The sequence below is a fragment of the Paenisporosarcina sp. FSL H8-0542 genome (genome assembly GCF_038632915.1).
In the GTDB taxonomy this organism is placed as follows: domain Bacteria; phylum Bacillota; class Bacilli; order Bacillales_A; family Planococcaceae; genus Paenisporosarcina.
Genome location: NZ_CP152050.1, coordinates 2,054,591 through 2,066,591, shown reverse-complemented (window position 1 = coordinate 2,066,591; position 12,001 = coordinate 2,054,591). Strand labels below are relative to the sequence as shown.

11 protein-coding genes and 1 riboswitch are annotated in these 12,001 nt (G+C 39.4%); of the genes, 10 read left to right on the top strand and 1 reads right to left on the bottom strand.

All coding sequences use genetic code 11. The annotated features are described in order from the left end of the window. The first annotated feature begins 113 nt into the window (after positions 1-113). The 8 genes from resA (at position 114) to MHH33_RS10655 (ending at position 8,889) form a co-directional block, all read left to right on the top strand. Positions 114-650 carry a thiol-disulfide oxidoreductase ResA gene (gene resA, locus MHH33_RS10690; protein WP_016427449.1) on the top strand — a complete coding sequence of 179 codons (537 nt, stop codon included), beginning with the start codon at positions 114-116 and terminating at the stop codon, positions 648-650. 12 nt (positions 651-662) lie between these two features. Beyond that, a complete protein-coding gene (locus tag MHH33_RS10685; RefSeq protein ID WP_016427448.1) occupies positions 663-2,321 on the top strand; it encodes a cytochrome c biogenesis protein ResB in 1,659 nt (552 codons plus the stop codon). Next, positions 2,318-3,502, top strand: coding sequence for a c-type cytochrome biogenesis protein CcsB (ccsB, locus tag MHH33_RS10680; protein ID WP_016427447.1), 1,185 nt, complete (start codon positions 2,318-2,320; stop codon positions 3,500-3,502). The genes MHH33_RS10685 and ccsB overlap by 4 nt, the downstream gene beginning before the upstream one ends. Positions 3,503-3,601: 99 nt before the next feature. Further along, the gene (locus MHH33_RS10675) at positions 3,602-4,318 is read left to right on the top strand and encodes a response regulator transcription factor (RefSeq protein ID WP_016427446.1); all 717 of its coding nucleotides are present in this window, start codon (positions 3,602-3,604) and stop codon (positions 4,316-4,318) included. Next, entirely contained in the window at positions 4,311-6,092 is a 1,782-nt protein-coding gene (locus MHH33_RS10670; RefSeq protein ID WP_016427445.1) for an ATP-binding protein, read from the top strand. The genes MHH33_RS10675 and MHH33_RS10670 overlap by 8 nt, the downstream gene beginning before the upstream one ends. Positions 6,093-6,137: 45 nt before the next feature. Beyond that, positions 6,138-6,680, top strand: coding sequence for an RNA polymerase sigma factor SigX (gene sigX / locus MHH33_RS10665; protein WP_342541724.1), 543 nt, complete (start codon positions 6,138-6,140; stop codon positions 6,678-6,680). Beyond that, positions 6,667-7,899, top strand: a complete 1,233-nt coding sequence (locus MHH33_RS10660; RefSeq protein ID WP_342541723.1) for a hypothetical protein — start codon at positions 6,667-6,669, stop codon at positions 7,897-7,899. The genes sigX and MHH33_RS10660 overlap by 14 nt, the downstream gene beginning before the upstream one ends. Before the next feature lie 124 nt (positions 7,900-8,023). Then, a riboswitch (FMN riboswitch) is annotated at positions 8,024-8,156 on the top strand. 154 nt (positions 8,157-8,310) lie between these two features. Continuing rightward, positions 8,311-8,889, top strand: a complete 579-nt coding sequence (locus MHH33_RS10655; RefSeq protein WP_016427442.1) for an ECF transporter S component — start codon at positions 8,311-8,313, stop codon at positions 8,887-8,889. Positions 8,890-9,148: 259 nt separating this feature from the next. Here MHH33_RS10655 and MHH33_RS10650 read toward each other — a convergent pair whose 3' ends face one another. Beyond that, a complete protein-coding gene (locus MHH33_RS10650) occupies positions 9,149-9,397 on the bottom strand; it encodes a ferredoxin (RefSeq protein ID WP_016427441.1) in 249 nt (82 codons plus the stop codon). 110 nt (positions 9,398-9,507) lie between these two features. Here MHH33_RS10650 and MHH33_RS10645 point away from each other — a divergent pair, with 110 nt between their 5' ends. Further along, positions 9,508-10,545 (top strand): helix-turn-helix domain-containing protein, encoded by a 1,038-nt coding sequence (locus tag MHH33_RS10645; protein ID WP_016427440.1) that lies wholly within the window; start codon positions 9,508-9,510, stop codon positions 10,543-10,545. Next, positions 10,542-11,993 carry a RecQ family ATP-dependent DNA helicase gene (locus MHH33_RS10640; protein ID WP_016427439.1) on the top strand — a complete coding sequence of 484 codons (1,452 nt, stop codon included), beginning with the start codon at positions 10,542-10,544 and terminating at the stop codon, positions 11,991-11,993. Before MHH33_RS10645 ends, MHH33_RS10640 begins: the two co-directional genes overlap by 4 nt. The last annotated feature ends 8 nt before the right edge of the window (positions 11,994-12,001 follow it).

Here is a 12,001-nt window from a genome sequence, read left to right as displayed (position 1 = left end):
GGTTTTCGGAATACCTGAAAACGTTCACAAACCCTTCAAATGTGCGGTCTTAGCAACCGCTTTTCTTTGTTATAATGATAAATGATTATTTCGTCATGTAGGAGGGTATAAAAATGGCTCAGACGAAACAAAAAAGATTTTTGATACGGACATTGATTTTGTCTGTTCTGGTAGTAGCAATCATTTACACTATTTACAACAATGCTTCTAAAGACAAGGTGGATGTTCTAGGCGTTGGGGACGAAGCACCGGATTTCACTTTGGTGGATTTAAATGGGGAAGAGCATCGCTTGTCAGATTATAAAGGACAAGGGGTCTTTCTAAATTTCTGGGGTACATGGTGTAAGCCGTGTGCAAAAGAAATGCCCGCAATGGATCGTCAATACGAAGTATTTAAAGAACAAGGTGTTGAAATATTGGCTGTAAACATCGCGCAATCCAATTTTGAAGTAGAACAGTTTGCTGACCAGTATGGACTGGATTTCCCGATTGTTATTGATAAAACGAAAAGTGTGATGGAAACATACAACATTGATCCGCTTCCAACGACTTTGTTAATCAATCCTGAAGGTAAAATTGAGAAGATCGTACGCGGAGAGATGACAGAACAGGACATCGCTCATTTTATGGAGCAGATACGTCCCGATTAAGGAGTCAATCATATGAACAACATCATTTGTGCTTGTGGGCATGAAAATCCAGAAGGAACAGTGTTATGTGGGAACTGTGGTCGGCCCCTCACAAAAGAAGCAAAAGATTTAAAATTAGCGGATATGCGTTACGAAGGTTCTGCACGCCGTTCGCAAACATACAACAAATCGATTATTGATAAGATATGGAACTTCTTTTCAAGTGTTAAAATCGGAGTAACGATTATTATCATGATTTTGGTGGCAGCTGCCATCGGAACAATTCTACCGCAAGTACTTTACGTTCCAGCAACAACAGAAGCGGATATAGCCGCTTATTATGAAAGAGTGTATGGAACGTTTGGGAAGATCTATTACGAATTGGGCTTATCAGATCTATATGGCTCATGGTGGTTCCAGACGTTAATCGGGATGCTTGGTATTTCCCTTATCGTTGCAAGTTTGGACCGTTTTATTCCTTTATACAACTCTTTGAAAAAACAACGCACGAAAAGACATGAAAGCTTTATGAAACGTCAACGTCTTTTTGCTCTTGGTGGCATCAGTTCCATAGAAGAAACGTTTACAAAAAGTGAAGCTAAGCTAAAAGAACTCCGTTATAACGTGAAGCGAGAAGACGGAGCGTTACTGGCGGAAAAAGGTCGCTTTTCAAGATGGGGTCCTTATGTTAATCATGTTGGTCTTATTATTTTCCTGTTCGGGGTTATGCTGAGGGCATTACCAGGATTCTATGTGGATGAAACGATGTGGATTCGCGAAGGTGAAACACGGGCCATTCCGGAAGCACCTGGTTATTACTTGGAAAGTAAAGAATTTATTCTTGAAACTTACGATAAAGAAAAATCAGACGAAGTATTCGGAGATGCTATTGATCGTGTCGGAACGATTGCATCTAACTATCAGACAAATGTAGTTTTATATAAAAAACCAGAAACTGCATTACCTGGTCAAACTGATAATCTTGAAGAAGTGAAAAAAGAATCCATTCAGGTGAATCATCCTTTGAAATTTGAAGGTTTTTCTGTTTATCAAATGGACTTCCGTTTGGATGAACTTCGCACAATGCATTTTAATCTATCAAATAAAGCGACTGGCGAATCTTTAGGTGATCTTTCCATCGATTTGACGAATCCAAAAACTACTTATGATTTAGGTAATGGGTCTTCTGTAAAATTGTTAGGATATTATCCGGATTTTTCTGGATTTGAAAAGGGAGAGCCTCAAACGAAGTCTCCAGTTCCGAACAACCCTGCATTTTTAGTGGAAATGAAGACACCTGAAACTCCTGAAGGGGAAACCAGTTTTGTGGCGATAAAACAAACTGTGGAGCCGCTTGGGGATAATGAATATAAACTTGAATTCCAAAATGTAGATACGCGTGATGTTTCCGGTCTCACTATACGGAAAGATAAAACATTATGGATTTTAGCTTTAGGTGGCTTGATTTTCATGATCGGGGTTGCGCAAGGATCTTACTTCAATCACCGTAGAATATGGATTCATGAAACGAAAGATGGACAGGTTGCTGTCGCTGCCCATACGAATAAAAACTGGTTTGCTATTAAAAAAGAGTTGGATCAGCTAACGGAAGTAGCACAACTGCCTCCATACATGGATCAACAGGACTCTGAATCACATGAGCTCAAAAAGGATGGTGAGAAGTCGTCATGACACTCGTCTCGATAAGTGGGAATTTATTGTTTTTTGCATTTGTTTGTTATTTGATTGCAACATTATTTTTCGGTGGAGCAGTGAAAGGGTCAAAGTCAGAAGCATCAGCTTCTGAGAAGCGATGGGGACGCATCGGTATTATTGTAACGATTGTTGGATTCATCGCAAACTTGGCTTACTTCATCACTCGTTGGATAGCTGCTGGACATGCTCCGGTAAGTAACTTATTTGAGTTTACAACCGCTTTTGGCATGATGGTAGTTGGTGCGTTTATTTTAATCTTTTTCATTTACCGGACACCATCACTCGGACTGTTCGCATTACCAATTGCAATCATCATTATTGCATATGCGAGCATGTTCCCGCGCGACATTAATCCTTTGATTCCGGCGTTGAAAAGCTATTGGTTAACAGTCCATGTTATTACGGCTGCACTCGGTGAAGCCATTCTAGCAATCAGTGCCGTGGCTGGTTTGATTTACTTACTGAAGAATGTTGACATTACGAAGAAATCAAAACAAAGTTTTTGGTTGGAAACGGTCATGTTTACACTCGTCTTAACATTAGGCTTTGTTGCTTCAACTACTACATTTACCGTGATGGATTACGAAGCAAAATTCAGCTATGTAGATAAAGAAGAAAAAGAAAAAGAAATTACGTATAATGCACCACCTCTATTCGGAATGAATGAGTATGAGTCTTTGACACCTGGAACTATGGCACCAGTTGCCGAAATGCCTCCACTTGTTAATGCGAAAAAATTAACGACGGTTACTTGGTCATTAGTGTTTGGGGTTATTATTTATGGATTAATCAGGCTAATCATTCGCAAACCAATTTCAGCTGTTCTGAAACCTTTTGCCCAAAAGGCCAATTCGCAGTTAATGGATGAAATCGGTTATCGTGCTGTGTCCATCGGATTCCCTGTGTTTACGCTTGGTGCACTGATATTTGCGATGATCTGGGCACATGAAGCCTGGTCAAGATTCTGGGGTTGGGATCCGAAGGAAGTTTGGGCTCTCATCACATGGCTATTCTATGCAGCTTTCCTGCATCTTCGATTATCACGAGGCTGGCATGGCGAAAAATCTGCATGGTTGGCTGTCATAGGCTTCATTATTATTATGTTTAACTTAATTGCTGTTAACCTAATTATTGCCGGGTTACACTCATACGCATAAAATGACAAGCCTTTTCCTTCCGAGGGAAGGGCTTTTCTTTCATTTTAGAGCATGTAATTGTACAATAATTGGTAGAGTCAGGACGAGAGGGGTAACACTATGTCGGAACATATTGCTGTTTTAGTTGTAGATGACGAAGACCGCATTCGTCGATTATTGAAAATGTATTTAGAGCGTGAAGGATATGAAGTGGACGAAGCTGAAAATGGAGCCATGGCACTGGAAATGGCACTTGAAAAAGAATATCACTGTATCCTGTTGGATGTGATGATGCCAGAGAAAGACGGCTTGGAAGTCCTTGCCGAACTTCGTGAACTTAAAGCAACACCGATTCTTTTATTAACTGCCAAAGGCGAAGAAGCAAACCGCGTTCAAGGATTTGAATTAGGTGCGGATGATTACATAGTCAAACCATTTAGCCCGCGCGAAGTCGTTCTTCGTATTAAGGCCGTCTTAAGACGCTCCGTGACAATTTCACCAATTACTACAACCTCTTCTTCAAAAGATTTGGTGGTATTTCCGCATCTAACGATTGACCATGATGCACATCGCGTCACAGCGGATGGAACAGAAGTGAACTTGACACCGAAGGAGTATGAGCTACTTTACTTTTTAGCGAAAGCTCCGGATAAAGTGTTCGACCGTGAACAATTGCTGAAAGAAGTTTGGCATTACGATTTCTTTGGTGATTTGCGTACAGTCGATACCCATGTGAAACGATTACGTGAGAAATTGAACCGCGTATCCGAAAAAGCCGCAAAAATGATTGTAACTGTATGGGGAGTAGGCTATAAATTCGAGGTTGTCAATGAATAGAATATGGAACAGCGTTGTCGGGAAGCTATGGGTAACCATATTGCTTCTCGTTTCGTTTGTATTGTTTATCATTACGGTCTTAATGCTTGAATTTTTAGGGAACTATCATAGCGAGCAAGCTGAAGCATCCTTACGGCAGGAAGCGAGTACAATTGCCCGTATTGTAGATGATCATGAAAATGTTGATGCATCTCTCTCTATTATTTCTGACGTCCTTGGCCCAGAAACGAATGCACTGATTGCAAAAGAACCGCGTGAAGTATCTCTTGCCTTGCATGAAGGGGAAAATGGAGAAGAAATAAAAAAATATATTATGAGAGATCAAACGCTTGGAAATGTTTTCGAATCATCACAACCAATCATTAAAGAAATGATGCTGCCATCTCTGCAAAATAAAAGTCAAATGGAACCATTTATCGTATTGGCTTCTCCATTGAATGTTGAAAACGAAGTTCATGGAGCCGTATTCATTTATCAAAGCTTGGATGTCATTCATAAAACTACAAAAGAAACGACGAATATCGTCTTTCTCTCTGCTTTTATCGCATTTATCTTAACGACTTTCTTTGCTTTTTTCCTTTCTACTCGGATCACATCACCACTGCGTAAAATGCGTGAAGCCGCATTTGAATTATCGAAAGGAAACTTTGATACCAAACTTCCTTCACATCAAAATGATGAAATTGGCCAGTTGGCAAATGCATTTAACCAGATGGGAAGACAATTAAAGCATCATTTAGAAGTAATCAATCAAGAGAAGGAACAGCTATCCAGTATTTTGACGTCGATGACAGATGCCGTCATTACGTTTAATCGTGATCATACGATTTTACTAAGCAATCCACAAGCTGAAAAATTGTTACAAAAATGGTTTTTCCGCATGGGTACGAATAATGGTCAGCCGATACCTGTTGAAATGGATCACATGCTCGACCATGTCCTTCATATGGAAGAAGAAATTAATGAAGAACTCGAAATGGAAGGAAGCTATTTTGCCATTACAATCAGTCCATTGTACAGTGGCGATTCAATTAGGGGAGCCGTTGCTGTATTGCGGGATATGACTGAACAACATCGACTGGATCGATTACGCTCTGACTTCATAGCGAATGTGTCTCATGAACTCAGAACCCCTATTGCGATGTTGCAAGGGTATAGCGAAGCCATTATAGATGATGTCGTATCATCTGAAGAAGAACGAGACGAAATGATAAAAATTATTTATGAAGAATCCCAACGCATGGGACGGCTCGTTACTGATTTATTGGACTTAGCCCGTATGGAATCAGGTAGGATGCGTCTGTATAAAGAGAATGTTGCTGTTTCCCCAGTCATCGAAAGAATTACACAAAAATTCGCACAAGTAGCGAAGGAATCACACATTGATTTGAAATTCGATTCTGCCGTCTCTCAGAAATTGACTACAGAAGTGGACGAAGATCGTATTGAACAAGTTTTGACCAATCTGATTGATAACGCTATCCGTCATACACCGAATGAAGGAAAAGTCACGGTATGTGTCGAACAACACAATGCATTCGTGAAAATTAGCGTGGAAGACACAGGTTCGGGAATACCAGTTGAAGATCTGCCGTATGTGTTTGAGCGTTTTTACAAAGCAGATAAATCGAGAACAAGAGGAAAAGGTGGGACTGGTTTAGGTCTTGCCATTGCCAAAAATATGGTGGAAGCCCATGATGGTGTGATTTCAGTAATGAGTGAAGAAAATGTTGGAACCAAATTTACCTTTACATTACCAATAAAAAAAATGTAACTTTTTATTTGTTGTAACGACTAATTTTATGAACGGGGGGAGTTCATGAATGACTCCGTTTTTCACAGGCTCTATGATCAATATCATCAAGACGTATTTCAGTTCTTGCTGTATATTGTTAAAAATAGACAGACAGCCGAAGACTTAATGCATGAAGTATATGTTAGAGTTTTAAAAGCATACAGCCGATTCGAAGGGAAAAGTTCCGAAAAGACTTGGTTATTTTCGATTGCCAAAAACGTTGCGATTGATCATTTTCGAAAGTCGTCTGTACGCAAGCGTCATGCTTTTGACTTTTTTGACTGGGAAAAACAAGAGCTGAGATCCAATGAAGCTCTGCCCGATGAATTAGTCGAAATGAATGATGATATGAAGCAATTGCTGGACGTATTAGATGAATGCACTGGCGATCAAAAAATGGTTATTGTCATGCGATACTTTCAAGACCTATCCATTACGGAGACAGCACAAGTTCTCGGATGGACGGAAGGGAAAGTAAAGACCACACAACATCGGGCAATCCATAAACTTAGGGATCGCTTATCAGGGCATTCGGATAGGAGGCAAGTTCACGATGAGCAACAATAAATGGAGTGAACACAAGATTGATGAGTTACTTAGCCAAGTGCCCAAAATACATGATACTCGCTCCAAAGACGAAGTATTGAAACGTTTGCAGCAAGATCCAAGATTGGCCGATAGCAAAAACAAAAAACGTAAACAATGGATTCCATCAGCTGTAGCAGTTGCAGCGATAGCAACCTTGACAATACTTGTAGCAAGTTTTCTCAATAATCCGCAAAATGAGGATAAGACCATGTCAGAGATGGCTGTTACTGATAGTTCCGCTAAACTTGAAGAAGAAAGCGCGGATGATACATCGAATCAAATGCTTTCAAATAGTAAAGAATCTGCAAACGATAGTGCGGGCATAACCAGTGATGAGGAAACGTCTCCCACATTTGCTCGTCAAGGTGCCGTTCTCACATCTGTCTACCCAGTAGATGCAAAAGAACACACAGTCTTTCACATTGGCATGTTGTCTAATGATGGAATCGTTGTACCCTTAACGGTACTTATTCCGAGCCGGACCATTGCGAATGATTTAGGAAATGCAGAGCCAACGAGTTTGGATTTGTATAATCAATATGCTAGTGAATTAGTTGAATCCGCACTTGGATTTGCTGAATTCCATCCATTCGAAGGTGAATTTAAAGAACAACAGAATCAATTGATTCACAAGTTGCCATCTACACATGATTACGATTTGTCGAGTGCAACCATAAATGCGTATACCGAATCAATTCAAGAAACGTTTTATGGCTACAACCAAGTTGTTTTTCAAAATGAAGATGGAAGTCAAGCTGAATTTGATCAGGTTGGTCCTATGAAACCGCGAGCATTGACAAGTGGGAACACGTTTACGAGTTTCTATCTGTATAGAAATGAAAACGGAAATCAATTTTTGGTACCGAACATGAACGAAACTCATTCGGACGTTCAAGAAGCGATGAATGAAATGAAAACATCTCAGAGTGATTATCTACAGAGTGTAATTCCCGAAGGCATCAATTTTGAAGTGAGCAATGAACAAGGGATAAATCGTATCCGGTTTACAGAGGAATTGAACTTAGAACTAATGGATCCTCAAGTAGCTTCTCATTTAATCGAAGGGATTCTATTGACGAATGGAAGTTTTGGGAACGACGTTCAGTTTGAAAATATCGCACCATTGACTTGGAATGGATTCGATTTCAGTAAGCCCGTTGAAAGTCCTGTTGGAGCGAATAAATATGTTTGGGAATAAGGTTTTACATGTTTCAAATTGACAATTGGATAGAAATTTATTAATAAAAAAGAACCATACGTAGGCTCAAGTAGTTTACAAATGGTTCTTTTTTTCTTATAGTAAACAATGTAAGTTAATATTGATTCATCTTCGGGGCAGGGTGAAATTCCCGATCGGCGGTAATAGAAGAACGTTTTCTTAAGCCCGCGAGCCGTAAGGCAGGATTTGGTGTGATTCCAAAGCCGACAGTATAGTCTGGATGGGAGAAGGTGAAGGTGCGGTCGTTTTTCGTTCTGTCATTTAACGAGACGCCTATTTAAGTGCGCCTTTCTACTCCCTTAAGCGATAACGGCTTAGGGGATTTTTGATGGGACAAAACGGACGAACTTTTCTTCTTGTGGAGTGGATCGGCAAAAGGAGAGAGTTTTTATGAAGAACAACAAACTGCGTGTCATGATTGCAGTAGCCATGTTAAGTAGTATTTCATTTGTTTTAATGCTATTTAATTTTCCGTTACCTGCATTACCACCATTTTTAAAAGTCGATTTCAGCGATGTGCCAGCACTTATTGCGGCAATTACTATGGGACCTGTAGCTGGGATTTTAGTAGCACTATTTAAAAATGTTCTATATTGGATTTTCAGTGGTAGTCCAACAGGTGTTCCTGTTGGGGAAATTGCCAATTTTGTAACGAGCATTTTGTTCATGCTTCCTGTATATGCAATTTATCGTAAAGTTTCAAATACGAAAGGTTTGGCAATTGGTCTGATTGTGGGAATCCTTGCCATGGCAATCGGAATGAGCGTGTTAAATTACGCGGTATTTTTACCGATGTACACTTATTTCTTGAATATGCCAGCACTTACTGGTTCTGCATTGCGTGATACCATTGTGCTAGGGATTTTACCATTCAACTTAATTAAAGGGTTGCTGTTGTCCGCCATCATCATTGTTTTGTTCAAGACGATGAAAACGTGGTTGGATAAACAACGAGCTCAATTTTCATAATAATAATCATTATTAGGCTATGTGAAAAAATACTAGAGATTGATCAGAAAGAGTCCATTTGCGCACAGCATGCCGCAAGAAAGAGTATGGTCAAAGGAAGTTTGACCGTACTCTTTGCGACGAGTAACCGCAGGCACAGCACTTTTGAAGTGTTGGCTCATGCGTAACATGCGGCTAGCGCAAATGTGCGATAAACGACATTATATTAATAAAGCTATATTAATGAAAAAAAAGCTGCGAAGAAATTCGCAGCTTTTTCCTATTCGTATTTTAATGCATCTCCGTCAAATGATTCTTCGGCAACTTTAATGGAATCCGTAGGGCAGCCTTCAAATGCATCTTGCATATCTTCTTCGAGTTCATCTGGAACTTGAGTTGTTCCCATGTTATCATCTAAAATAACAAAGGCAATGCCTTCATCATCATAATCGTAAATATCAGGTGCAGCTGCGCCACATGCGCCACAAGCGATACAAGTATCTTTATCTACAATAGTATACTTCGCCATGTTAAAACCTCTCCTTTTTCTCCGTTCGCTTGAAAAAGCTTTTCGTATTTATTCTAATCATGTTTTCCTCAATTTTCAACCTAAATACATATTAAATTGGAGGAAGTCTTGTGCTATTCCAACAAATCATCTTACATATGGTCAATCGATTAAATGAAGAACGTACAATTTCAGCCCCGTTTCACCTAATTAGAGGTAAACGTTCGGGTCAAACCATCCAAGATGTTAAAAGTTATGGACTGACCAATTACTTTTCACTTTTTCCAAAACTCACAAAACCAACATATGAACAATATGTGCAACAAATGATTCAGTCAAACTTGCTGATTGTCAACGAGCAATCTATTCCCAAACTAACGCTCTTGGGAAAAGAAAAGTTGAAGGAAATGCCATCATTGCAGTTGAATGGCTGGTTATATAGAGGAAATGAACGCATTTTCTTTCAACGTTTATCGTTAGTTACTCAAACACTCTCGCATGTTAACGCAAAAAAATGGACGTTCACACCCATCCAGAAAGATGAAAAGATTCAACAATGGGTTCGTCATTTTTTGCATGACTTTACTTACAAGTCAAATGAGTTCATTTCAAAATATTATGAAGAACTGCTCAGTGTGTGCCAGTCGGACAAGTTATCCGAACTTCATTTAGTAATTCTCAGTCATCGTTTGACTGGATATGAGGTAAGTGGAGTGACATGGCAACAGCTTTCCCGCGCGTTGGAGGAAGATGAAATGGATCTTCAAATCCGTCTGCAAGAAAGTTTACATATTATACTAGATGAAATTTCTATCAGACCATCTTTGAGTCTATTAACGAGAATGACTGAAGATATCAAAGTATCAACTCCATTAACTGAATCAGCTAAGAAAACCTCAGATTTGTACCAAAAAGGCTATTCATTTGAAGAAATTAGTTCAATGCGCCAACTAAAGACAAGCACAATAGAAGATCATTTTGTAGAGATGGCGATGAATGGATCATTATTATCAGTAGAGATGTTTTTTCCGAGCGAGGATGTTCCGACGCTCATTCAAAAAATTAAACAACAAGAAACTAAAAAATTACGGACGCTAAAAGACGTTTTCCCAAGTTATACGTACTTTCAACTAAGGTTGCTTTTGGCTATAGGAGGGGAATCGAATTGACGTCAAATCTGGAGAAAGTTCTATATGATAAATTTGGTTATCGTACGTTTAGGCAAGGTCAAAAAGAAATCATAAAAAGTATTATCAATAAAGAAGATGTTCTTGCAATTTTACCTACAGGAATGGGTAAATCACTTTGTTATCAGCTACCGGGATATCTTTTACCGCATAGCGTCATCATTATTTCGCCCTTGCTATCATTAATGCAGGATCAAGTTGAACAACTGAAAAAAATGGGGGAGAGGCGAGTCGTTGCGGTAAATTCATTTTTGACTCCACCTGAAAAAAATGCGCTTTTGCAGAGAATGGAAACATATAAATTCATTTTTCTATCTCCTGAAATGATGATGCAAGAACAAGTGAAAGCTAAGCTAATGACCATGAAGATTTCTTTAGTTGTTGCGGATGAAGCTCATTGCATATCACAATGGGGATTCGACTTTAGACCGGACTATTTGCGATTGAGTGATTGGTTATCTTTTAGCGGACGCCCTCCAATCCTTGCGTTAACTGCGACAGCGACACCAAAGGTTATTGAAGATATCACCACTCAATTGAATATGCGCCAGCCATCAATCCATATCCAAGCACTCGATCGACCAAATATTCGATATGAAGCGGTTGAAGTTGATTCCCAGGAGCATAAGTTTGATCTTATCGCAGAACAAATAGAGCGCTTTACCGGTCCGGGAATTCTGTATACGCAATCACGCAGAAAAGCAGACGAATATGCTCTGAAATTAAATGCGAAGGGCATCCGTATTGCCTCATACCATGCAGGAATGGAACAAGTCGATAGGATGTTTATTCAACAGCAGTTTTTGAATGGTGAAATTGATTGGGTGTGTGCGACAAATGCCTTTGGAATGGGTGTACATAAAGATGATGTGCGGCAAATCATTCATGATCATTTTCCGTCATCGGTTGCCAATTACGCTCAGGAAGTTGGGCGTGCTGGAAGAGATGGCCTTGATTCACTGGCCACAATGTTTTTTACTCGAGATGATGAAGATTATTCGATTTTCGTGGCTACGAACGATTTTCCCGAAGAGACACATGTCAGATTGTATAAAGAATTTCAGCAAAACGGACAACATCCTAGTCAATTAGTGGAGATTGGCGTGTTATCTGAAACGCATGTACGAATATTAACCTATTGGTTACCACGCAAATCAGTTGAGGAGACCATCGATATTTTGCATCAATTAAAACAGCAAAAGATTCAGCAGATTTATTTGATGAAAGACATTTTAACGAATTCTTCTTGCATTCGACAGCAAATCGTTGAAGTGTTTGGACAGCAACTTAAGGAAAGGCCAGAAAATTGTTGTTCGAAATGCGGATTAAATAAAGAGAATATCGTAAATTCATCGGAACAACCAGCAGCCAAATTAATACTGAATGCTTGGGAAAAAAGAATTTCAGCATTGTTCCAACGAAACTGTTAGAGGTTTAT

Excerpts from the sequence above, each read along its gene's own strand:
- MHH33_RS10660 (WP_342541723.1), top strand. The coding sequence starts at position 6,667 with ATGAGCAACAATAAATGGAGTGAACACAAGATTGATGAGTTACTTAGC.
- MHH33_RS10675 (WP_016427446.1), top strand. The coding sequence starts at position 3,602 with ATGTCGGAACATATTGCTGTTTTAGTTGTAGATGACGAAGACCGCATT.
- resA (WP_016427449.1), top strand. The coding sequence starts at position 114 with ATGGCTCAGACGAAACAAAAAAGATTTTTGATACGGACATTGATTTTG.
- MHH33_RS10670 (WP_016427445.1), top strand. The coding sequence starts at position 4,311 with ATGAATAGAATATGGAACAGCGTTGTCGGGAAGCTATGGGTAACCATA.
- sigX (WP_342541724.1), top strand. The coding sequence starts at position 6,138 with ATGAATGACTCCGTTTTTCACAGGCTCTATGATCAATATCATCAAGAC.
- ccsB (WP_016427447.1), top strand. The coding sequence starts at position 2,318 with ATGACACTCGTCTCGATAAGTGGGAATTTATTGTTTTTTGCATTTGTT.
- MHH33_RS10655 (WP_016427442.1), top strand. The coding sequence starts at position 8,311 with ATGAAGAACAACAAACTGCGTGTCATGATTGCAGTAGCCATGTTAAGT.
- MHH33_RS10685 (WP_016427448.1), top strand. The coding sequence starts at position 663 with ATGAACAACATCATTTGTGCTTGTGGGCATGAAAATCCAGAAGGAACA.
- MHH33_RS10650 (WP_016427441.1), bottom strand. The coding sequence starts at position 9,397 with ATGGCGAAGTATACTATTGTAGATAAAGATACTTGTATCGCTTGTGGC.